The organism is Methylomagnum ishizawai (assembly GCF_900155475.1).
Taxonomy (GTDB): Bacteria; Pseudomonadota; Gammaproteobacteria; order Methylococcales; family Methylococcaceae; genus Methylomagnum; species Methylomagnum ishizawai_A.
Genome location: NZ_FXAM01000001.1, coordinates 3090418 through 3112241 on the forward strand (window position 1 = coordinate 3090418; position 21824 = coordinate 3112241).

Annotated in this window: 19 protein-coding genes; 10 read left to right on the forward strand and 9 right to left on the reverse strand. The window is 65.0% G+C overall.

The annotated features are described in order from the left end of the window. Positions 1-113: 113 nt before the first annotated feature. Positions 114-515, forward strand: coding sequence for a transcriptional regulator (locus B9N93_RS13605; protein ID WP_085214532.1), 402 nt, complete (start codon positions 114-116; stop codon positions 513-515). 11 nt (positions 516-526) lie between these two features. Here B9N93_RS13605 and B9N93_RS13610 read toward each other — a convergent pair whose 3' ends face one another. The 5 genes from B9N93_RS13610 to B9N93_RS13630 are packed head-to-tail and all read right to left on the reverse strand — an operon-like array spanning position 527 to position 6679. Further along, positions 527-2560 (reverse strand): methyl-accepting chemotaxis protein, encoded by a 2034-nt coding sequence (locus tag B9N93_RS13610; RefSeq protein ID WP_085214533.1) that lies wholly within the window; start codon positions 2558-2560, stop codon positions 527-529. Continuing rightward, the gene (locus tag B9N93_RS13615; RefSeq protein WP_085214535.1) at positions 2547-3860 is read right to left on the reverse strand and encodes an ABC transporter substrate-binding protein; all 1314 of its coding nucleotides are present in this window, start codon (positions 3858-3860) and stop codon (positions 2547-2549) included. Before B9N93_RS13615 ends, B9N93_RS13610 begins: the two co-directional genes overlap by 14 nt. Further along, entirely contained in the window at positions 3860-4183 is a 324-nt protein-coding gene (locus tag B9N93_RS13620) for an STAS domain-containing protein (protein WP_085214537.1), read from the reverse strand. Before B9N93_RS13620 ends, B9N93_RS13615 begins: the two co-directional genes overlap by 1 nt. A 55-nt stretch (positions 4184-4238) precedes the next feature. Next, complete coding sequence (locus tag B9N93_RS13625) at positions 4239-5978, reverse strand: uracil-xanthine permease family protein (protein WP_085214539.1); 1740 nt, start codon at positions 5976-5978, stop codon at positions 4239-4241. Next, a complete protein-coding gene (locus B9N93_RS13630; RefSeq protein WP_085214541.1) occupies positions 5978-6679 on the reverse strand; it encodes a carbonic anhydrase in 702 nt (233 codons plus the stop codon). Before B9N93_RS13630 ends, B9N93_RS13625 begins: the two co-directional genes overlap by 1 nt. A 141-nt stretch (positions 6680-6820) precedes the next feature. On the opposite strand from B9N93_RS13630, the gene B9N93_RS13635 reads away from it, so the two are divergent. From B9N93_RS13635 to B9N93_RS26720, 8 genes are read left to right on the forward strand one after another with little or no spacing between them, the layout of a single operon-like run. Beyond that, the gene (locus B9N93_RS13635; RefSeq protein WP_085214543.1) at positions 6821-7285 is read left to right on the forward strand and encodes an ATP-binding protein; all 465 of its coding nucleotides are present in this window, start codon (positions 6821-6823) and stop codon (positions 7283-7285) included. A gap of 5 nt (positions 7286-7290) precedes the next feature. Continuing rightward, positions 7291-7740, forward strand: a complete 450-nt coding sequence (locus tag B9N93_RS13640; RefSeq protein ID WP_085214545.1) for a chemotaxis protein CheW — start codon at positions 7291-7293, stop codon at positions 7738-7740. Then, positions 7737-8969 carry a CheR family methyltransferase gene (locus B9N93_RS13645; RefSeq protein ID WP_085214547.1) on the forward strand — a complete coding sequence of 411 codons (1233 nt, stop codon included), beginning with the start codon at positions 7737-7739 and terminating at the stop codon, positions 8967-8969. Before B9N93_RS13640 ends, B9N93_RS13645 begins: the two co-directional genes overlap by 4 nt. Then, the gene (locus B9N93_RS13650) at positions 8966-9652 is read left to right on the forward strand and encodes a chemotaxis protein CheW (RefSeq protein WP_085214549.1); all 687 of its coding nucleotides are present in this window, start codon (positions 8966-8968) and stop codon (positions 9650-9652) included. Before B9N93_RS13645 ends, B9N93_RS13650 begins: the two co-directional genes overlap by 4 nt. Then, positions 9649-10212 (forward strand): Hpt domain-containing protein, encoded by a 564-nt coding sequence (locus tag B9N93_RS26340; RefSeq protein WP_254899393.1) that lies wholly within the window; start codon positions 9649-9651, stop codon positions 10210-10212. Before B9N93_RS13650 ends, B9N93_RS26340 begins: the two co-directional genes overlap by 4 nt. Further along, entirely contained in the window at positions 10209-11888 is a 1680-nt protein-coding gene (locus B9N93_RS13655; RefSeq protein ID WP_254899394.1) for a hybrid sensor histidine kinase/response regulator, read from the forward strand. The genes B9N93_RS26340 and B9N93_RS13655 overlap by 4 nt, the downstream gene beginning before the upstream one ends. After that, positions 11885-12931 (forward strand): chemotaxis-specific protein-glutamate methyltransferase CheB, encoded by a 1047-nt coding sequence (gene cheB / locus B9N93_RS13660; protein WP_085214550.1) that lies wholly within the window; start codon positions 11885-11887, stop codon positions 12929-12931. The genes B9N93_RS13655 and cheB overlap by 4 nt, the downstream gene beginning before the upstream one ends. 41 nt (positions 12932-12972) lie before the next feature. Then, a complete protein-coding gene (locus B9N93_RS26720) occupies positions 12973-14154 on the forward strand; it encodes a SpoIIE family protein phosphatase (protein WP_085214552.1) in 1182 nt (393 codons plus the stop codon). A gap of 4 nt (positions 14155-14158) precedes the next feature. Here the strand turns inward: B9N93_RS26720 and B9N93_RS13670 are convergent, their stop codons facing one another. From B9N93_RS13670 to B9N93_RS13680, 3 genes are all read right to left on the reverse strand, one after another. Next, entirely contained in the window at positions 14159-15595 is a 1437-nt protein-coding gene (locus tag B9N93_RS13670) for a malic enzyme-like NAD(P)-binding protein (RefSeq protein WP_085214554.1), read from the reverse strand. Between the two features lie 128 nt (positions 15596-15723). Then, the gene (locus B9N93_RS13675; protein WP_085214555.1) at positions 15724-16761 is read right to left on the reverse strand and encodes an Rpn family recombination-promoting nuclease/putative transposase; all 1038 of its coding nucleotides are present in this window, start codon (positions 16759-16761) and stop codon (positions 15724-15726) included. Positions 16762-16764: 3 nt separating this feature from the next. Beyond that, entirely contained in the window at positions 16765-19083 is a 2319-nt protein-coding gene (locus B9N93_RS13680; protein WP_085214557.1) for a Tex family protein, read from the reverse strand. A 156-nt stretch (positions 19084-19239) separates the two neighbouring features. On the opposite strand from B9N93_RS13680, the gene B9N93_RS13685 reads away from it, so the two are divergent. Then, positions 19240-20133: an OBAP family protein gene (locus B9N93_RS13685; protein WP_085214558.1), complete on the forward strand. Its 894-nt coding sequence runs from the start codon at positions 19240-19242 to the stop codon at positions 20131-20133. Positions 20134-20234: 101 nt separating this feature from the next. Here B9N93_RS13685 and nhaD read toward each other — a convergent pair whose 3' ends face one another. Further along, complete coding sequence (gene nhaD / locus B9N93_RS13690; protein WP_085214560.1) at positions 20235-21665, reverse strand: sodium:proton antiporter NhaD; 1431 nt, start codon at positions 21663-21665, stop codon at positions 20235-20237. Positions 21666-21824 lie beyond the last annotated feature (159 nt).

The following is a 21824-nucleotide window of genomic DNA, read 5'->3' on the forward strand; positions in this document are numbered from 1 at the left end:
GCAACCCGCGCCATCCCCACCCAAATAAAAATAGCGGGATTCCGCCCGATCCCGCTCCACCCCATTCCGTCGGCCCTGGCCCCCGCCCCGGAAACCACACATCGAGCTTCATTATGGAATCCCCAGGCTGGACCACGGCGCGTCCCGGACAACTGCCCTACACCTACGAGAATTTCGCCCGCGCCAAGGTGTTTTTATTCGAGAAATGGCGCGAAAGGGCGCTGGAACTGCGCCTCGACACCCCGGTCGACCTGTCGGGATCGTGCAAATATGGCTCCTTGTTCATGCAGGCGGTGTTCGGCGGGACCATCCGCGGGCATTTCCAGCATCAATACAACTTCATCGACGGGCGCTTGGTGGACCTCAGCCACGACGCCGCCGATGTCGGGCGCATGTGCAATCCCTATCTGCACGAACCCGAATACTTCGCGATCCCCGAACTCCAGGCTTCCCTGGCCCGCTGCCTGCCACGGGTGGAGTGTTGGACCGCCGAATTCCTGGCCGACCCTCCTTGACCGCCCCCCGCTCAGCGCAGCTTGAAAATCGCGATTTCCTTGCGTAGTTCGCCTATCGCGCCTTCCAAGCGCTGGGTGGCGGCATTGGTTTCCTCCAAGGCCTGGGCTGAAATCCGGGCGCTCTCGGTCAAGGACACCATGGCGTCGCGGATTTGCCGGGCACCCGCCGATTGCGAGCGCATCCCCTCGTGGACCGCCTCGAACCTGGGCATCAAAGCCTGCACTTCCTGGATGATTTGCGAGAAGCGCTGGCCGATGCGGCGGGTCTCGGCCACGCTGGTTTGCACCTGTTCGTTGAACTTGTCCATCTCCATCACCCCACTGCCCACGGCGTCGTGCATCTCCCGCACCATATGCTCGATGTCCAGGGTGGCGACGGCGGTTTGATCGGCGAGGCGGCGGATTTCCCGCGCCAACACCGCGAAACCCAGGCCGTATTCGCCCGCCTTCTCGGCTTCGATGGAGGCGTTCAAGGACAAGAGGTTGGTCTGGTCGGCGATCTTGGTGATGGTGGTGGTGATGCTGCCAATGGAATTGGCCTTGTCGTTGATGACGCCGAACCGCCCAGCTATCGACTGAGTGGCACCGGCCAGATGGTGCATGGCCTGTTCCATATCGCCCAGCGCGGATTGCCCGGAATCCGCCAAATCCCGCGCATGACCCGCCCCCTGGGTCACACCGGCCATGGTGTTGACCAGTTCCTCCGAGGTGGCGGAAATTTCCTTGGCGGCGGCGGCGATTTGCAGCGTGGTCGCGCCCAGCCCGGCGGCTTCGTCGCCCTGGGCGCGGGTCATGGCGCTCAGGGTGTTGGTGGCGGACACCAGGTCGATGGTGGACTTCCTGACCTGCCCGATCAGCGAATTGAGATAGCTCACCATCCGCCCCAAGGCATTCAGCAGTTTGCCGGTTTCGTCCTCGCGCTTGGTATCCAGGGCCACGCTGAGGTCGCCTTCCGCCACCCGCTCGGCGGTCGCCACCGCCATCTGGATAGGCCATGAAATCGACCGCGCCACCCACAAGGCCAGCAACACCACCGGAATCAGGATCAAGGTCAACAAGGTGACCATGGCCTTGGTCTGTTCTTCCAGCATTTCCAAGGCTTCTTCGATATCCTGCTGGACCACGATGCCCCAGCGGAACGAGGGGATATAGGTCCAGGCCGCCAACACCCGCCGACCTTCGATACTGATTAATTCGCCGCTGCCCTGCCCGCCCAGCACCGCCAGTTGTATGCCCTGGCCGTTCTCCACGCCCAATTTAACGCTCAAGCTGAAGGCGGCGTCGGGCCGGTGCCGGATCGGTGCCACGATCCGCGCCAAATCGCCCGTGTCCTCCAAAGCCCCCACCACCACATAGCCGTTCTTGCCCAGGCCGGAATAATCGGCGAACGCCTCGAACACCTCGGTGGTATTCAGTTGCAACACCAGGAAACCGACCACCCGGCCCTCCTGGTCGTAGACCGGCGCCGCCATGAACCCCAAGGGCGTTTCTATCCCCGGATACAGCGCGAAATCGGAAATATCGGTGTCGAGCAAGGTCATGGTGCGGCGCAGCACATTCGCCATGGGCGTATCGCGCTGCGGCCCGTACAGCAGGTTGTCGCCCAGGGCGAGGTTGGTCTGGGTCTGCATCAAGACGATGCCCCTCGGGTCCACCAACACCACTTCGGAAAACCCCAGGTTGGGCGTGAAATAGTAGAGCAGCGAACGCACATCGGCCTCGGCGGCGGCCCATTCCGGCGAACCCTTGATGGCTTTGCGCATGGCCACCGTGGCGACCGCCAGCCGCTTGAGCCGTCCGAACACGCCGGCCGCGCGGGTGCGCTCGTAGGCATAATCCTCGATGCCATCGGCCTTGGCGGTAACGATCACGCTCATTTGCTCCTGCACCTTCTCGCGCAGCAAGCGCCGGGTCAGGCGGTCGTTGATATAGACCGAGAGCAAGGCCGGCACCAGCAGCAGCAGCATGAACCAAAACACCAGCCGCCGGGCCAAGCTGAGTCCGATGCGCGAACGCAGCGCGGAGAGCCAATCAATGGGTTTCATGGGAAGTGCGCCCTTCCGCCGTGGCGGCGTTGAACCAGTGGTTTTTCCAACCGCGGTATAAATCCTTGAGGAAATCATCCCATTGCTTGACCGAGCGGGTGCGGGGATAGGGCACCGGGCGGATGGGGTGTTGGCCGGACCAGACGATCTCGATGCGGCCATCCTCGCGGATCAGGCCCATGTTGAAGGAGCGCCAAGTGTGGCGGGTGGTGGAATCCACGGTGACGATGCCCTCGGGCGCGTTGAAGCTTTGCCCCAGCAAATCGTCGTTGACCGCGTTGACCTCGGTGGTGCCCGCCTGCGCCACCGCCCGCGCCCACAGATGCACGCTGAAATAGGCGGTTTCCATCACATCGCTCAACACCCGCTTTTCACCATAGCGCTGGCGGAAGCGCTGGACGAACTCGGTGTTCTCCTTGCGCTCGACGCCTTGGAAATAAGGCCAGGCGGCATAATGGCCGCTGACATCGACGGCGGGCAGCTTTTGTAGCTCCGGGTCGGAAATCGAGAACGACACCACCGGGGATTTCTGGGCCTGGAGTCCCACCTCGCGCAGGGCGCGGTAGAACGGCGCGTTGGAATCGCCGACCAGGGTACTGAAGATCACATCGGGCCGGGCGGCCTGGATTTGGGCCACGACCGCCCCGGCATCGAGTCCGCCATAGGGCATATAGCCCTCGCCCACGACCTCCCCGCCCAAGGCTATCATCTGGTCGCGGATGATGGCGTTCACCGCATGTGGCCAGACATAGTCCGAACCCACCAGGAAGAAGCGCTTGCCGAGATGTTCGTAGGACCAGTTGACGGCGGGCAGGATTTGCTGATTGGGTGCCGCGCCGGTGTAAATGATATTGGGCGAGATTTCCAAGCCCTCGTAGGCCATGGGATAGATCATCAGGGCGTGGTGGCGCTCGATCACCGGCCCCAGGGTCTTGCGGCAGGCCGAAGTCCAGCAGGCGATGAGGGCGGCGACCTTGTTCTGGCCGATGAGCTTTTCCGCCTGGCGGGCATAGGTGTCGGGATCGGACGCGCCGTCCATGACCACGGCCTCGACCGGCCGGCCCAACAAGCCGCCCTGGGCGTTGATCTCCTCCACCGCCAACAATTCCGCGTCCACCATCGGCTTTTCGCTGATGGCCATGGCCCCGGTGAGCGCGTGGATGATGCCGAGCCGGATCGGTCCGTCCTCCCCGGCGGGATGCCAGAACCACCACGCCTCCGAGGCCAGCACGCCGCCGAATAGGACCAGGCCGGCCCATTTGAGGAGCGCCCCGGCCCACCCGGCGCGGCGTTCCGCCATCAGAGCGCGTCCCCGACGCCGGGGAGGATTTGGAACAGGGTACTGAAGCCACTGATCTCGAACACATCGCGCAAGGTGGAATTCAAGGCGCACAGCTTCAGGGAGCCTTCGGGCGGGAGCCGCTTGGCCGCGACCAGGAACACCCGCAACCCCGCGCTGCTGATGTATACGACCTGCCCCAGATCGAAGACCAGACGCGATGCGCCGCCTTCGATCAAGTCCAGGCATTGCTGCTCCAGGTGCTTGGCGCTGGCGGCGTCGATGCGGCCTTCCAAGGCGATGACCAGGGTTTCGCCCGTTTGGGACGTGGCAATGTTCAACATGTTGTCCTCGTGATGGGTAGATGATGGAACGCGCCCGGCAGGTCCGGGACACGGCTTAATCGTTGAAAATCAACCTCAGTTCGCAATCCCCATGGCCGTGGCCTTCCATGCCGCGCACCCGGACGCCATCGGCCAAGCGCCGCAGCATATAGCCCGCCATACGTAGGACCGCGTCGTTCTCGTCGTCGAGCATGTCCTCGTGGCTGGGCGGATGCATGGACAAGGGCACCAGCGAACCGTGGTAATACAGCACCACCGCGAAGCTGTACTCGTTGAAGATGGTTTCCATTTCAATCAGGGCGGGCCGGTCGCCACCGCCGGACATCACAGCGTGTTCGGTGAGGATTTCGAACGCCTGCCAAGTGGCGTATTCGGCCCGGCGCACCACCTCGGCCCGCGCCCCCCAGCTTTTGCCCTGGCGTTCGAGGAAGGCCACCACCTCGTCCAGCGAACCCTGGTGGGCGTCGATGACCAAGCGCCTGCAGGTGTGGTCGCCGATGCGGAATATGGCCGACAGCAACACCGCGCCCAGCACGCCCAGCCCCACGCCGGAGAACAACAAGGATCGCATGGATTCGGGCACCAGATTTAAAAACAGGGATTTCAAGGGATCGAAGCTGAAACCCAGGATCAAGGCGATGCCCACGGTGAGGATTTTGCGGTTATCCAGCAGGCGCGAGGCGATGACTTGCAACCCCGCCATGATGGTGAAGGACGCCAGGAAGATCAGCGCCGCCCCCATCACCGGCTCGGGCAGGATTTCCCAGAACAGGATGGCCTTGGGCATGAAAGCCAAACCAACCATGATACCCGCCAGCCAGAACGCCAGATAGCGGCTGGTGCAACCGGTCGCCGCCGCCAAGCCCACCGCCCCGCCGCTGGAGGTGAGCGGCAGGCCGTTCAAGAAGGAATTGATGATATTGGTCAGGCCCTCGGCGTAGATGCCTTGCTTGAGCAATTCCGGGTCGGGGCGCTTCCAATCGGCGTCGTTGAAGCGCTGCGCCGCCACCAAGGCACCGAAGCCATGCAAAGCCAGGAACAAGCCGGTCAGAAGGGCGGGCAGCACCGCGCCGCCGTCGAGCTGCCAGCCGATATTCATGGGCCGGGGCAGATAGAACAAAGGCGCATCGATGAACTTCTCCCAGGCTTCCATGGGAATCGCCCCGCTGAACCAGGAACCCAGGAAGCCGGCCGACAAGCCCAAAAACGCCGAAACCAAGCGCAGGAAACCGCTGGACCAAACGTTGCATAGGATCATGGTGCCCAGGGTCAAGAGGAACAACAGGCCGTCGCGGGGACCGGGGGTGGCGTCGGTGCCGGTTTCCAGCAAGAGTTTCATGCCATTCGAGCCTAGGCCCAGCCCGATCAGCATCACCGCGACCCCGGCCACCTGCACCGTGAATACCCCGCGCATCCTAGCGAACAACAGGGCGAACGCCATCTGGAACAAGCCCACCATGCACACCGCCCCGAACACCGCCCCCAAACCGCCGCTGGACTTGGCGACCAGCAAGGCGGCGAAGGTGGAGGAAGTCGCCTGCACCGGACAGAACAAGCCGGAGCCGATGCCCCACAACTTGGCCGCTTGCAGCGCCACCCCGATGCCCGAACCCAGCAAGGTGGCGGAAATCAATTGCAGGGATTGCTCGTGGTCCAGGTCCAGCACCCGCCCGAACAAGGGCGACACCACCAGATAAACAGCCAGGAACGAAATCTGCTGCAAAGCCAGCATCAAGGCCAGCCGGGGCGGTGGCCGGTCTTGGGTCCAGTAGACGATATTGTCGGGCTTACGCATCAATCCAACACGGGCAGGAAGGTCGTATTGGCGGCGTCGGTGGCCCAAAGGTCGCCGGTTTCGAGATCGAACCACCAGCCCCACAGGCTCAACTCCCCGGCGTCGATGCGCTCCTTGAGCCAAGGATAGGTGGCGAGATTGGCCAGCGAACCGCGAATGGCGGCGCGTTCCACCAGATGCTGATGTTCGCGCAGGCTTCCGATATCCAATTCGCGGACTTCTTCACCCCCGCTGTCCTCGCCGCCGCTCAAAGGCTTCATCACATAATTGCAGCAGGCATCCATGGCGATGGAAACCCAGCCGCCGATGAAATCACGCGGCAGCGGCTGGCCCGCGAAGCCGCTCAGAAAGGCTTTGATGCCGCCGCAATGGGCATGGCCCAGCACCACGATATGCTTGACCTTGAGGTCGCGCACCGCGTATTCGATGGCCGAACGCGCCCCGTCGTACTTGCCTTCCAGGCTGTAGGGCGGCACCAGGTTGGCGACATTGCGCACCACGAACAATTCACCTGGCGCGGCCCCGGTCAACAAGGCCGGATCGACGCGGGAATCGCTGCACGCGATCAACAGCACCTCGGGATGCTGGCCGTATTCGACCAAACCCCGCATCTTGTCCGGTTCCTGCCGGTAAAAGCGCTGCTGGAATCCCTGAATGCCCTCGAAAAGCTTGGCTAATGCCGGATCGGTGAATTCTTGCATGACGGCCTGATTATGGGTTTACTGTTGACGAGCGGCGGGCGGGAACCCCGCCGGATACGGCTGCTGCCGACATTGTGCCTGTACGACCGCCTGGGAGACAATCTCCCGTCGCGATAGACTCCACCCACCCTAGCGCCCAACATGCCCAACACCCCCAACGGCAGCGCCGCCCCCGCCCAACTCAAGCTCAACCTGCGCCCGGACACGGCGGAACTGGAACCCCTGGCGCTGGCGGTGGAAGCCTTCGGCGCGGACCGGGATTGGTCCCCCGCCCTCATCATGCAAATCAATCTGGTGCTGGAAGAAATCATCGTCAACACCATCGATTACGGCTATCCCGATGGCCGGGCCGGCCAGATCGAGGTCGTGCTAGAGGCCGACGCCACCGCCATCCATATCCAGATCGAGGACGACGCCGATGCCTTCGACCCCTTCGCCGAAGCGCCCCGCCCCGATATCGCGGCGGTGTTGGCCGACCGGCCCATCGGCGGCCTGGGCGTGCATTTGGTCCGCCATTACATGGACGTTTGCGCCTATCGCCGCGCCCCTGGCCGCAACCTGATTTCCCTGGTCAAGCGGCTGCCTTCCCCAGCCTCCGCGGCCTAATTCCGATGTTGCTGCTGTTATTCAAACTCGGGGCACGGCGCTACGCCCTGGACGCCATGGCCGTGGCCCAAGTCCTGCCGGTGCCGACCCTGGAACCCGCCCCGCCCGGTCCCCACGGCTTGGCCGGCCTGCTGCGCTACCGGGGAGGACTGGTGCCGGTGCTGGACCTCCGGCAAATCGCGGAGGGCGAACCTTGCGCCCCGGCCCTGAGCAGCCGGGTGATCCTGGTGGGCGGACGTGATGGTTTGCTGGGACTCCTGGCCGAACACGTCACCGATACCGCGCATCTGGACGCCGCCCATCAATTGGCGGCCATCGCCCGCCAATCCAGCCCGGATTGGCTGGACCCCACCCTTTACGAAGACGAGGAAGGCTTGGCACAGCGGGTGCATTGGGCCGCGCTGCTGACGCCGGAACTGCGGGCCTTGGCCGGCCCGGAGCCCGACCCGCCATGACACCGAACGACCGTGCTTGCCTACGCGCTTGGCTGGAACGGGAGTTCGGCCTGGACGCCGACACCCTGGGACCGGACGCGCCGGACTTGGCGCTAGCCGCCCGCCGCGCCGCCACCGGCCTGGACAGGGATGCGGATTATCTCCGGCTGTGGCGGCGCGACCCGCTGGAACGGCAGGCTTGGTTGGAACAATTGCTGGTGGGCGAAACCTGGTTTTTCCGGGAACGGGGCGCATTCGGCCTGTTACGCCAACACGCCGGGGCGCTGGCGCGGACGGAGCGCCCGCTGCGCGTCCTCTGCCTGCCCTGCGCCAGCGGCGAAGAGGCTTGGTCCATCGCCATCACCCTGCGCCAAGCCGGGCTGGATGCGGACAGCGCCCGCGTCGTCGCCATGGACGCGAGCCATGCCGCCCTGGACGCCGCCCGCCGCGGCCATTACGGCCTCCGCGCCTTGCGTGGACTCGATCCGCGGCAATGGACGGAATATCTCCTACCCGCAGCGGAAGGCCGTTTCCGGGTGGCGGAATCCTTGCGCGGCATGGTGGATTTCGTGGCGGGCAACGCCCTGGACGCCGCGACTCTGCGGCAATACGCCCCGTTCGACCTGATATTCTGCCGCAACATGATGATTTATATGAGCGTGGCGGGCCGGGTCCAATTGTGCCGGTCACTGGCGGACTGCCTAGCGGCGGACGGGCTGTTGTTCCTGGGCCATGCCGAAACGCCACCGGAACCCGCCGCCTGGGTCCGCCATGGCGACAGCGGGGCGTTCGCTTGGCGCAAAGCCACGACCCAGCCCCGCAGCCCGGATGCGGCGCGGCGGAATCCGGGGCAACCGCCCGTCGATCCCCCCCCCGGTTTCCGTTCCACGCCCGCCGGGCTACACGACACCTCCCCAGCCCCAAGGATCGCGCCACCCAATCCACCCCCTCCCCTCCTGCACACGGCCCGCAGCCTCGCCAACCAAGGCGCTTACCAGGACGCCCTGCGCCTCCTGGAACAAGCCGTCGCGCAATCCCCGCTCGATCCCGACATACACGCCCTGCTCGGCATCCTCCACGACCAGCAGAACCAGCCGGAACGGGCAGCGCTGCATTTCCGCCGCGCCCTCTACCTCGCCCCCGGCCACACCGAAAGTCTCGCCCACCTCGCCCTGCTGCAAGAACGCCGCGGCCAGCGGGCGGAGGCCGAACGGCTACGGCAACGCCTACGCCAGGCGGTCGGGCCATGACCCACCGCCTGGCCCTGGCCGAAAGCCAATGCTGGAAACGCATCGGCATCCACGGCGACCGCAGCTGCGAGGAATTGGAATATTGCGTCCATTGCCGTTCCTGCCCGGTCTACCATCTGGCCGGACGCCGCCTGCTGGACCGCCCCATCCCGGCGGAATACCGGGAGGAATGGCGGCGGCGCCTGGCCGAAATCCCGGAAACCCCGGACCCCGATAGCCTGGGCTTGATGGTGTTCCGGGTGGCGGGCCATTGGCTGGCCCTGCCCTCGTCCTGCCTGGACGCGACCTTGAATCCCGCCCCGGTCCGCAAAATCCCGCATCGCGGCCACCGCCATTTCCTGGGATTGGTCAACGCCCAGGGCGAATTGCAATTGTGCTTCACCCTGGAACACCTGCTCGATCCCCATGGTGCCGAAACCACCGGAAACCCAGCCCCGACCGGCACGGGCCGGGCTTTTCCCCGCTTGCTGGTCATCAAGGTCCGGGGCCAGCGCTGGGCCTTCCCCGCCGACGAGGTGCTGGGCATCGAACGCCAGCCCCGCGCCCGCCTGCAACCCCCGCCCGCCCATCTGCGCCTCGCGCCCGACCACCCGGTCACGGCCCTGTGCGAGTTGGAAGGGCTCAGGGTCAGCCTGCTGGACCCGGAACGCTTGGCAGCCCGCTTCGCCGAGGCGGTGCGGTGAGCGCCCCGGACGCCTTCCTGCTGGAATTGTTCCGCGAGGAAATGGCGGCCCACACGGCGGCACTGACCGAAGGCCTGCTCACCCTGGAACGCGGCGCGGGCGCGACGACCGAGCCTTTGATGCGGGCCGCCCATTCGATCAAGGGCGCGGCGCGGGTGGTGGACCTGCTCCCGGCGGAGCGCATCGCCCACCATATGGAAGACGTGTTCGTGGCGCTGGAGGAGCGACGTTTAACGCTGGACGCCGGGGCCATCGATACCTTGTTGCAAGCGGTGGATTGGTTGCTGGGACTCAGCCTGGTGGACGGCGGCGAACTGCCGGACTGGCTGGACCACCACGCCGAGGCGGCGGAAGCCTGGAGCGGGCGCATCGCGGCCCTGCTCAATCCCCCCGAGACCCCGGCCCCACCGCCGGACGCCGACCCGCCGCAAGCCGCCAACCTCGCGCCGGAAGCCGAAGCGCCACCGCCCACCGCCGCCCCCGGCCCAGCCCTACCGAACCCACCCCACCGGCCCAACCACCCAACGACGGCACCGCGCCCGACCGGGCCGTCAAGGTGACGGCGGACACCCTGAGCCAACTGCTGGGCTACGCCGCCGAAGCCCTGCTGGAAGCCCAGCGCCTCGAACCCCTGGTCCGCGCCGGGCAAAACCTGAAAAAACTCAGCCAATGCTTGGCCGGGACGCTGGACTCGGACCCGGCCAGCGCCAAACACCTCCTCCGCGAACTGGACAATGCCTTGGACCGGCAGGACGCGGCCCTACGCGAAATCTCCAGCCGCGGCATCCATCTGGCCGAACAACTGCACCGCACCGTGCTGAGCAGCCGGATGCGGCCTTTCGCCGACGGCGTCCAAGGTTTTCCCCGCTTGGTGCGCGATCTGGCCCGCCAACTCGGTAAGCAAGCCCGCCTCGACCTGATGGGGCTGGGCACGCGGGTGGACCGCGACGTACTGGACAAGCTGGACGCCCCGCTCAACCACCTGCTACGCAACGCCCTGGACCACGGCCTGGAATCCCCGGAAGAGCGGGAAGCCCAGGGTAAACCCACCGAAGGCCGCATCGTCCTGGAAGCCCACCACCGTGCCGGGCGCCTGGTGGTCTCAGTGCGGGACGATGGCCGCGGCGTCGATCTCGCCCAACTCCGCGCCCGCATCGTCGAGCGCGGCCTGGTGACCCAGGATATGGCGGCGCGGCTCAGCCCGGCTGAACTCTACGATTTCCTGTTCCTGCCGGGACTCAGCACCCGCGACAGCGTGACCGAAATCTCCGGGCGCGGCGTCGGCCTGGACGTGGTGCAGACCATGGTGCATGGCTTCGGCGGCTCCTTGAAAGTCGGTTCGGAACCGGGCCGGGGCACCCGCTTCGAGTTGGTCCTGCCCGCCACCCGCTCGGTGTCGCGAGTGCTGCGGGTGGATATCGCGGGCGAGGCCTTCGCCCTGCCCCTGGCCCGCATCGACCAAGCCTTGCGCCTGTCCAGCCAGCAGTTGTATTGCCTGGGCGGCTATTATTTCTTTCCGGGCGCGGGCGAAAACATCGCCCTGGTCTCGGCCCGCGCCTTGCTCGCCCTGGATGAAGCACCCCTGCCCGAAGGTGAGTTGTCCTTGGTCCTAATCGGCGACGGCGAGCAGCGCTATGCTTTGGAGGTCGATGCGCTGCGCGGCGAATGCGAACTGGTGGCCCGGCCCTTGGACCCGCGCCTGGGCAAGGTTCCCAACCTGGGGGCCGCCGCCGTGGATGAACAAGGCGTCCCGGTGTTGATCCTGGACGTGGACGATTTACTGCGCTCGGCGGAACGGCTGGCGGGCCAGGCCCAGCGCCCGCGCCGCCAAGGGACCAGAACCCAGCCGCGCCGGACCCGGCGGGTCTTGGTGGTGGACGATTCCCTCACCGTGCGGGAATTGGAACGGAAGCTATTGGAAAATCGCGGCTACGGAGTGGAGGTGGCGGTGGACGGGATGGAAGGCTGGAACGCGCTGGGCCTTGCGGATTACGACCTGGTGGTCAGCGATGTGGATATGCCGCGCATGAACGGCATCGACCTGGTGCGGAAGATCAAATCCCATCCACGCTTCGCCGCCCTGCCGGTGATCATCGTGTCCTACAAGGACCGGCCCGAGGACCGCCTGCGCGGCATGGAGGCGGGAGCCGATTATTACCTGACCAAGAGCAGTTTCCACGATTCCAGCCTGATCGACGCCGTACACGACCTCATCGGCGCGGCGGACGCCCCATGAAGATCGCCATCGCCTACGCCGGACCCGACACGCTGGCTTTGCGGCAACTGCTGGCCGCGACGCCGGGCTTGGAATTCTACTGGTCCAGCACCCAGGGCCGGGAAACGGCGGGGCTGTGCCTGGAATACCCGCCCGACTTGCTGCTGATGGGGTTATCCCTCGCCGATATGGATTGCGCCCAGGCCACCCGCCTGATCCTGTCCACCCAGCCCTGTCCCATCCTGCTGATTTGCGCCGATCCCCAGGCCGATTACCCACGGGTGTACGAGGCCTTGGCCCTGGGCGCCATGGACGCCGCCAGCCTGCCCGGCCTGGGCGCGGCGGGCGGAGCGCTGGACGGCGGCGACTTGCTGAACCGTATCGATACCCTGGGCACCCTGTGCGGCCATGAACCGCCCTCGCGGCGGCGGCGTCCGGTTCCGCCCGCCGCCGCGCCCGTGGAACCCAAGCCACCGCCCATGATCGCCATCGGCGCTTCGACCGGCGGCCCCAAGGCGCTGGCAACCCTGCTCGAAGGCTTGCCTGCCGATTTCCCCGCCGCCATCGTCATCGTGCAACACCTCGACCCGCCGCTCGCCGCCGGGTTGGCAACGTTGCTGGATAGGCATTCGCCCTTGCCGGTCGCGGCCTTGTCGCAGAGGACGCGCCCGCAAGCGGGCCGGGTGTGGCTGGCGGCGGGAGCCGAGCATGTGGTCCTGGACGAGCGTTTCCACCTGGATTTCAGCGCCGAACCGCATGGGCTGGCCTGCCGCCCCTCGGTGGATGTGTTCTTCCACAGCCTCGCCCGCCATGCGGAAGCGCGGGGCTGCGGGGTATTGCTGACCGGGATGGGGCGGGACGGCGCGGCGGGACTCTTGGCCTTGCGCGGGGCGGGCTTCTACACCATCGCCCAGGACGAGGCCAGCAGCGTGGTGTTCGGAATGCCCAAGGCGGCCCTGGAATTGGACGGAACCTGCGCGGTGCTGCCGCTGGCGGAAATCGCGGGACGCTTGGTCGAACGGGTACACGCGCTCATGGCGGACCCTGCCCGTCCGGCGCTTTAGGCGCTATCATCCCCGCCGCCGAACCGACCCTAACGAAGCCCATGAATCCCGAATCCCCAAACCTGCCCGCCCACCACAGCGTAGTGCTGTTGATCGACGACCAGCGCATCATCTGCGAAGCGGTGAAGCGCATGTTGCTCACCGAGCCCGATATCGAATTCCACTACACCTGCGATCCCGGCCAAGCCCTGGCCCTGGCGCGGCAACTCTGTCCCACCCTGATCCTCCAGGACTTGGTGATGCCGGACACGGACGGGCTGGACCTGGTCCGGGCCTTCCGCGCCGACGCCGACACCGCCCAGGTGCCCTTGATCGTGCTATCCAGCAAGGAAGAGGCCGTGGTCAAGGCCGAGGCGTTCCGGGCCGGGGCCAACGATTATCTGGTGAAGCTGCCCGACCGCATCGAACTCATCGCCCGCATCCGCTACCACTGCAAGGCCTATATCGCCCTGCTGGAACGCAACGAAGCCTTCGCCGCCCTGGAAAAAAGCCAAAAAACCCTGGCCACCGAATTGGCCGAAGCCGCCGCCTATGTGCGCTCCCTGCTGCCGCCGCCCCTGGAGCGGCCGGGACTCGCCACCGCCTGGGAATTCCTGCCTTCGAGTTCGCTGGGCGGGGATGCCTTCGGCTATTTCGATATCGACGCCGAGCATTTCGCGGTGTTCCTGCTCGATGTCTGCGGCCATGGCGTCGGCTCGGCCCTGCTCTCGGTCAGCGCCATGAACGGGCTGATGGGCCAAAGCCTCGGGGCCGTGGATTTCCGCGAGCCCGCCGCCGTGCTGGCGGCGCTGAACGGCTTGTTCCCGATGGAGAAGCACAACAACCTGTATTTCACCCTGTGGTACGGCGTGGCGCACCGCCCCAGCCGGACCCTGCGCTATGCCAGCGCCGGCCATCCCCCGGCGGTGCTACTGGGCGGGGCGGAACCGGAGTTGCTGCGCTGCCGGGCCATGCCCATCGGCACGCTGGCGGAAGCCCGCTTCGCAACCAGCGCGGCCAAGCTGCCGCAACCAGCCCGGCTGTATCTGTTCAGCGATGGGCTATACGAAATCGACGCTCCCGACGGCGCGGCGGTGGAATTCGAGGATTTCGTGCGCGTCCTGGCCGAACCCGAAAGCCAGCCGGGACGCAAAATCGCCGAGGTGGTGGCGGCGATGCGGGCCTGGCAGGGGCGGGCGGATTTCGACGACGATGTTTCCTTGCTGGAAGTACGGATCGCGTAACCCGCTACATCGCCGCCCGCCGCGCCACACCGCTATGGTACGCCGCCTCCTCCACCTCGCGGGCCACGGCCTCCGCCACCCGCCTATCGAACACCGAGGGCACGATGTATTCGCGGTGCAATTCATGCTCGCCGATCAGCCCGGCGATGGCATGGGCGGCGGCCAGTTTCATCTCCTCGGTGATGCGGGTGGCGCGGCAGGCCAAAGCGCCCCGGAAGATGCCGGGAAAACACAGCACGTTGTTGATCTGGTTGGGATAATCGGAACGCCCGGTCGCCATCACCGCGACATGGGGTTCGGCCTCCTCGGGCATGATCTCGGGTGTGGGATTGGCCATGGCGAACACGATGGGCCGCGCATCCATTTTCCTGAGATCGGCGGCGGTGATGGCCCCCGGCACCGATAGCCCCAAGAACACATCGGCCCCCTCGATCACCTCGTGGACCGTGCCGCGCTCGCCGTCGGGATTGGTCATTTCGGCATAGGCGAGCTTGGCCGGGTTCATGTGTTCTGCGCGGCCCCGGTACAAAGCGCCGAGTTGGTCGCAACCCACCACGTTGCGCACCCCCGCCGCCATGATGATCTTGGTGCAGGCCACGCCCGCCGCTCCCACGCCATTGACCACCACCTTGATATCCTCCATGCGCTTGCCGACCAGCTTGAGCGCGTTCAGCAAGGCCGCCAGCACCACCACCGCCGTGCCGTGCTGGTCATCGTGGAACACCGGGATATCCAGTTCCTCCTGCAAACGCCGCTCGATATCGAAACAGCGCGGCGAGGCGATATCCTCCAGGTTGATGCCGCCGAACACCGGGGCGATGGTCTTGACCACGCGCACGATCTCGTCCGGGTCTTGGGTATCCAGGCAGATCGGGAAGGCGTCCACCCCGGCGAATTCCTTGAACAACATGGCTTTGCCCTCCATCACCGGCAAAGCCGCCGCCGGTCCTATATCGCCCAAGCCCAGCACGGCGGTGCCATCGGTGACCACGGCCACGGTGTTCTTCTTGATGGTCAGGGTGAACAGCTTATCGGGGTCGCGGTGGATGGCCTCGCACACCCGCGCCACGCCGGGGGTGTAGGCCATGGACAAATCGGCGCGGGTTTTGAGCGGGGTTTTCGACACCACTTCGATTTTGCCGCCCAAGTGCATGAGGAAGGTGCGGTCGGACACATTGACCACCTCGACGCCTTCGAGGACGCGGACGGCCTCGACGATGGCCTCGCCATGGTCGCTGGAACCGGCATCGACCGAGATATCGCGCAGCACGTAATCCTGGCCGACCCCGACGATATCGATGGCCCCGATATCGCCGCCCGCCCGGCCTATGGCGGTGGTGACCTTGCCGAGGGTGCCGGTTTTGTTGGAGAGGCGGACGCGCAGGGTGAGGCTGTAACTGGCGCTGGGGGTATGGACGGAAACTGGGGAGGGAGCGTTCATGGGATTCCTGGGGTTGGGGCATTGGAATCCAGGATCATAGCCTATCGGGGAAGCGGGCTGTTCCATCCCGGCGGGAGATGGTGCGCTTCCCGGTTCCACGGGAAGCGCCCATGCCGGGACCGGCCCGGTCAGCGCAAAGCCTCCTCCACCGTGGCCGCGAACAACACCTGATCGATCCAGCGCAGCAAGGTCTCGGGGTCGGCTTGGTGGATGCGCTCCAAATCCTGTGCGGCCAAGGGACCGAACTTACGGCCCAACTGCCGGACCAGCAATTCCACACGCTCTTCCTGGCGTCCCTCTTGGCGCCCTTCTTGGCGCCCTTCTTGGCGCCCTTCTTGGCGCCCTTCTTGGAGTCCCTCTTGCCATCCCTCCTCGTGCCCCTTTTGCCGCCCTTCCTCCAAGCCCTGCTGCTTCCAATCCCGGGTCCATTCCACCACTCTTTCGGCTAGCATACTCTTCACCTCGCTCAGTTCGTTCAGGTTCTCGAAATCCACCCCCGGCATCCGGCCTGGTAAGAACACCCGTTTCAGCCACGCCGTGAAGGCCCGCCGTAGCGAGCTTTGCTCCGGTGCCTTGAGCCAATCGACCAAGGCCGCGACCACCCGGCCCACGTCTTCCGGCGCACGGCTGTTTTCCAGGCGGAACAAAGCCGCCGCCAGGTTCCGCAGTTCCAGTTCGCTCCCGGACAGCCGCCCCTCGTCCAGCAGGAAATAGCGGAGTTGGGGCCGGTAGCGTTCCAGACCGCCGGGCACCTGGGCGATCAAATCCCCGATGTCCTGCGCCGCGTCCCAAGCTTTACCACCGTTGTACAGCACCAGCGGCAGGACCGGCGGCAGCTTCCCCGCAGGGGTCAATTGCCCGGCACGGATCAAGTCTTGATAGAGCAAGCCCAGATAGGTCAGGACACGCACCGCCATGAAACCGTCCACCCTGGATTGGAATTCCAGCAGCAGGTACACGTACAGCCATTCCCGCCCCCAGCGTACCTTCCACACCACATCGTCCGAGCGGTCGCGGAGATCGTCGCTCACATAATGGCCATTGACTTTTTCCAGGCTGGAGAAATCGAGTTCCCGCACCCAATCTTCATGCACGAAGCCGCGCAAGAGGTCCGCCACCATCTCGGCGTGGGAGAACAGCAGCTTGTAGCCGTGGTCGTGGTCCACGGCCTAATTGCCCCGTTTCAAGGCGCGGGCCAAGGCATCCGCCATCGCTCCTTGCAGCTTGGGTTCTTCCGGGCGCGGCTTGTGGCGGGGTTTGTCGCCGCCCTTGCCCGCCGTGGGCGCGGGACGCGGATTGGGCTTGCCCGCCGCGCCCGCTTCCGGCTTGGCCTCGCTCTTCATGGTCAGGGAAATGCGCTTGCGGGCCACGTCCACTTCCAGCACCCGGACCTTGACCACGGCACCGGTCTTCACCACCTCGGCGGGGTCTTTCACGAATTTATCGGCCAGATGCGAGATATGCACCAGCCCGTCCTGATGCACGCCGATGTCCACGAACGCCCCGAAATTGGTGACATTGGTCACCACGCCTTCCAGGGTCAGGCCGGGTTTCAGGTCTTCCAGCTTATCGACGCCGTCCATGAAGCGGGCGGTCTTGAATTCGGGGCGCGGGTCGCGACCCGGTTTTTCCAGTTCCTTGAGGATATCGGTGACGGTGGGCAGGCCGAAGCGCTGGTCGGTGTAATTCTCGGCGTTGACGCTCCGCAAGAACTCGACGTTGCCGATCAATTCGCCGATGCCCTTGCCGGTGCGCTCGATCAAACGCTCGACCACAGGATAGGCTTCCGGGTGGACGGCGGAGGCGTCGAGCGGATCATCGCCGCCCATGATGCGGAGGAAACCCGCCGCCTGCTCGAAGGTTTTTTCGCCCAAGCGGGTGACTTTCTTCAAATCGGTCCGGCATTTGAACGGCCCGTTCTGGTTGCGGAACTCGACGATATTGCGGCTCAAGGTCGGCGACAGGCCGGAAACATAGCGCAAGAGCGACGCCGACGCGGTGTTCACGTCCACCCCGACCGCGTTCACGCAATCCTCGACCACAGCGTCGAGGCTCCGCGCCAGATGGGTCTGGTTGACATCGTGCTGGTATTGGCCCACGCCGATAGCCTTGGGTTCGATCTTAACCAATTCGGCCAAGGGGTCTTGCAGGCGGCGGGCGATGGACACGGCCCCGCGCAGCGAAACATCGAGCTTGGGGAATTCCTGCGCCCCCAGTTCCGAGGCCGAATACACCGACGCCCCGGCTTCCGACACCATGATCTTGGTCACGGCCACGAGGTTGTGGCGCTTGATGAGATCGGCGGCGAGTTGGTCGGTTTCGCGGGAGGCGGTGCCGTTGCCGATGGCGATCAGGCTGACGCGGTGTTTGGCGACCAGGGCGGCCAGGGTGGCGATGGCTTCATCCCATTGGTTCTTGGGGACGTGGGGATAAATGGTCGTGGTTTCCAATAGCTTGCCGGTCTTGTCCACCACCGCCACCTTGACGCCGGTGCGGAGTCCCGGATCGAGCCCCAGGGTGACGCGGGGACCAGCGGGCGCGGCCAGCAGCAAATCCTTGAGGTTCTTGGCGAACACCCGGATGGCCTCCTCCTCGGCGGCTTCCTTGAGGCGCTGGCGCAAATCGGTGTCGATGCGGGTCAGCAGCTTGATTTTCCAGGCGTGGCGCACGGTATCGAGCAGCCAGCGGTCGGCGGGACGGCCCCGGTCGGCGATGCCGAAGGCCCGGCTGATCGCGCCCTCGGCGGCTTGGTGGCCGGCCTCCTCGTCCTCGGCGACTTTCAGGGTGAGGTTCAACACGTTCTCGTTGCGCCCGCGCAGCAAGGCCAGGATGCGGTGCGACGGCAGTTGGGTCAGCGACTCGCGGTAATCGAAATAATCGCGGAACTTGGCCCCGGCGTCTTCCTTGCCCTCGGCCACGCTCGCCACCAATACGGCTTCGCCCCACACCTTCTCGCGCAATTCGCCGGTCAGCGCGGCGTTTTCGGCGAAGCGCTCCATCAGGATTTGCCGCGCCCCTTCCAGGGCTGCCGCCGCGTCTTCCACGCCGTGTTCGGGGTTGAGGAATTTGGCGGCTTCGGCTTCCGGGTCCAAATCGGGATTGGCCAGGATATCGAGCGCCAAGGGTTCCAAACCGGCTTCGCGGGCGATCTGGGCCTTGCTGCGGCGTTTGGGCTTGTAGGGGAGATAGAGGTCTTCCAGCAGGGTCTTGGTGTCGGCGGCGTGGAGGGCCGCTTCCAGTTCGGGGGTGAGCTTGCCCTGTTCGCGGATGCTGTCCAGCACGGTGCCGCGCCGTTCCTCCAGTTCGCGCAAATAGCCGAGGCGGGTTTCCAGCGTCCGCAATTGACCGTCGTCCAACCCATCCGTGGCCTCCTTGCGATAGCGGGCGATGAAGGGCACGGTCGCGCCCTCGTCCAGCAAATCCACCGTGGCTTTGACCTGTTGCGCTCTGACGCCGAGTTCCTCGGCGAGGCGGGCGATGATATCCATCAAGCATCCTCGAACTATGAAACAAAAGAGGAACGATTTTATCAGCAAACCCAGGGCGGTTCGGCCTTGGGTATGGGGTAGGCAGATTCCCCAATTGCCGGGCGGAAAGGCCGGATCGAGAATGCAGACCCAAGGAATTCTCGACAAGGAGGCATCATGGACTATTCCGGCAATCCCGCCCGCCGCATCGACCGTCGCGCCGGCACCTGGACCGTGTTGCTGTGGGCCGCGCTGCTATCCGGCTGCGGACAACGCAACCCCGCGCCGCCGCCACCAACCGCCGGGCAACCGCCGGGCCAGGAAAAATCCGCCCAGACCCATGCCTTGGAAACCGGGGCCGACGCCTTGCCCACCCGCCCGCCCTTGCGCGGCTTGGATGTCTATATGGCCGGTTTCCACGCCGCCAAGGACAATCCGGCCCTGCAAACCGAAGCGCATCATTACTGCCATCGGGTGAACGAGGAATTCTCCCAGTGCGTACTGTTCGATGGCGATGGCGACCAGGCCAATCTGATCGGCATCGAGTACATCATTTCCGAGCGCCTGTTCGACACCCTGCCCGAAACCGAGCAAGGCTATTGGCATCCGCACAATTACGAAATCCTGTCGGGCCAACTCATGGTGCCGGGGATGCCGGAAATCGCCGAGATGGCTTTATTAAGCGGCAAGCTGAACAGCTATGGGAAAACCTGGCATGTGTGGAACGCGGCCCCGTTCGGCCGTCCGCCCGATGCCCTGCCCGTCGGCCCGCCCATGCTGGAATGGTCGTTCAACCACGATGGCGAGGCCTTGCCGGGCTTGGTGGAACAGCGCGACCGGCGCATGGGACTCGATAGCGGGCAGGAACGCGGCCAGCGGGCGCAACTGGTGTCTTCGGCCCGGCCCCAGGCCGGGGTGGAAGCGCTCAAAGGGAAGTTTGTCGGCACCACCCACCCCATTCCCGGCGTGAGCGAGCGCAAGCCGGTGTCGGAAGCGCCCAAGCCGCCCCCGCCGGAACCGCCGCCCAAAACCATCCCCCCCAAGGCCGCGCCATCGAAACATCGTCTTTAAGCAGGCCGGCCCCCGTGGCCGCGGGTTTGGAAGGGAACCTCCGGCTATGGTGTCAGGCCGGGGCATGGGCTTCCTGGCGCAGCCCGCAAAGCCAGTATCCTTTAGAAATACCGCGCATTCACCCAGAAATGCGCGGCGACGCTGGCGAAATAACCCAGCAAAATCACCGGGAACCAGCGCAGGTGGAAGCCGAAGGTATAAACGCCCTTGAGTTGCCCCAACAAACCCACGCCGGGCGCCGAACCGATGGCGAGCAGGCTACCGCCCACGCCCAGGGTCAAGGTCAGGAGCAACCACTGGCCCTCGGAAATATCCGGGTGCATCGCCAACACCGCGAACATCAAGGTGCCGTTGTCCACGAAAGCCGAGGACAGCCCGATCAAGATATTCGCCAGGGTCGGGCTGATCTGGCCGAACAGGAATTGGGCGATGGCGTCGAGATAGCCGATGAAGCCCAAGGCCCCGATCAACATCATCGCGCCATAGAAGAACAACAGGGTATCCCACTCCAGGTTGCCGATCTTCTGGAAAATATCGTATTCGCGGTCGTCCAACCAGTTGACGGCCTTGGGATCGCCCAGGCGTTCGGAGCCGTCCGGTTCGTGGGCGGTACGCAGCAGATAGAAACTGAAGAACTGCAACAAACCCAAACCCGCCATCATCCCGGCGGCGGGCGGCAGTTTCAGGAACACATCCGAAGCCACGGTGATCGCCAGGGTCAGCACAAACAAGGCGATGATCCGCCGGGCCCCCCGCCGCAACACCACCTGCCGCCGCGATACCACCGGGCATTCCCTGGGCACGAAAAAGTGCATGATTAGGGCGGGCACCAGGAAATTCACCAAGCAAGGCACCGCCAGCCGGAAGAATTCGGCGAACTCGACGATGCCGCTCTGCCAGACGAACAAGGTGGAAATGCCGCCCAAGGGACAGAACGAACCCCCGGCATTGGTCGCCACCACGATATTGACGCAGGCCAGCGCCACGAATTTGGGTTCGTGCTTGCCGACCGCCGCCGCCACCGCGCCCATCAACAGCCCCACCGCCAAACCGCTGACGGCGGTGGAAATCACGAAGGCCAAGCCGCCGGTGATCCAGAACAACTGCCGATAGCTGAATTCGCGGTTGAGCAGCCAGACCCGGAGCGCGTCGAAGATGCCCCGGTCCTCCATGGCGTTGAGATAGGTCATGGACACCAAGATGAACAGCAGCAATTCGGCATAGGCCAGCAGGTTGCTCTCGAAGGCGGTCACCGCCGGTTTGGGATCGCCGACCAGGGCGTATTGGATGCAGATGGCGAACCAGACCAGGGCCGCGCCCATCACCATGGGCTTGGACTTTCTCAGGTCGGTGGTTTCCTCGGTCATGGCGAGGATATAGGCCAGGACCGTGATGGCGATGGCGAGATAGCCGATGAAATGGTGGGTCAGGTCGAGGTGGGGGAGGACTGGCGGGGGTTCTTGGATTTCGCCGGAGACAGCAATCAAGGGGATGGATAATAGGGAACACAAAGCCAGCGCGCGCTTGGCCATACTGAAAGCTCCTGATTCACGAACCGAAATCGATGGATTCCGCGCATTAAATACGAAATGCGGTAAATTTTGCGTAAAAACACCATCGCCCCCCAATACACTCGGGAATACCCGCCCGTCGGCCGGGCTTGGGCGCGGGCAAAGAAAAAGGCCGCTGAT

Excerpts from the sequence above, each read along its gene's own strand:
- B9N93_RS13605 (WP_085214532.1), top strand. The coding sequence starts at position 114 with ATGGAATCCCCAGGCTGGACCACGGCGCGTCCCGGACAACTGCCCTAC.
- B9N93_RS13610 (WP_085214533.1), bottom strand. The coding sequence starts at position 2,560 with ATGAAACCCATTGATTGGCTCTCCGCGCTGCGTTCGCGCATCGGACTC.
- B9N93_RS13615 (WP_085214535.1), bottom strand. The coding sequence starts at position 3,860 with ATGGCGGAACGCCGCGCCGGGTGGGCCGGGGCGCTCCTCAAATGGGCC.
- B9N93_RS13620 (WP_085214537.1), bottom strand. The coding sequence starts at position 4,183 with ATGTTGAACATTGCCACGTCCCAAACGGGCGAAACCCTGGTCATCGCC.
- B9N93_RS13625 (WP_085214539.1), bottom strand. The coding sequence starts at position 5,978 with ATGCGTAAGCCCGACAATATCGTCTACTGGACCCAAGACCGGCCACCG.
- B9N93_RS13630 (WP_085214541.1), bottom strand. The coding sequence starts at position 6,679 with ATGCAAGAATTCACCGATCCGGCATTAGCCAAGCTTTTCGAGGGCATT.
- B9N93_RS13635 (WP_085214543.1), top strand. The coding sequence starts at position 6,821 with ATGCCCAACACCCCCAACGGCAGCGCCGCCCCCGCCCAACTCAAGCTC.
- B9N93_RS13640 (WP_085214545.1), top strand. The coding sequence starts at position 7,291 with ATGTTGCTGCTGTTATTCAAACTCGGGGCACGGCGCTACGCCCTGGAC.
- B9N93_RS13645 (WP_085214547.1), top strand. The coding sequence starts at position 7,737 with ATGACACCGAACGACCGTGCTTGCCTACGCGCTTGGCTGGAACGGGAG.
- B9N93_RS13650 (WP_085214549.1), top strand. The coding sequence starts at position 8,966 with ATGACCCACCGCCTGGCCCTGGCCGAAAGCCAATGCTGGAAACGCATC.
- cheB (WP_085214550.1), top strand. The coding sequence starts at position 11,885 with ATGAAGATCGCCATCGCCTACGCCGGACCCGACACGCTGGCTTTGCGG.
- B9N93_RS26720 (WP_085214552.1), top strand. The coding sequence starts at position 12,973 with ATGAATCCCGAATCCCCAAACCTGCCCGCCCACCACAGCGTAGTGCTG.
- B9N93_RS13670 (WP_085214554.1), bottom strand. The coding sequence starts at position 15,595 with ATGAACGCTCCCTCCCCAGTTTCCGTCCATACCCCCAGCGCCAGTTAC.
- B9N93_RS13680 (WP_085214557.1), bottom strand. The coding sequence starts at position 19,083 with ATGGATATCATCGCCCGCCTCGCCGAGGAACTCGGCGTCAGAGCGCAA.
- B9N93_RS13685 (WP_085214558.1), top strand. The coding sequence starts at position 19,240 with ATGGACTATTCCGGCAATCCCGCCCGCCGCATCGACCGTCGCGCCGGC.
- nhaD (WP_085214560.1), bottom strand. The coding sequence starts at position 21,665 with ATGGCCAAGCGCGCGCTGGCTTTGTGTTCCCTATTATCCATCCCCTTG.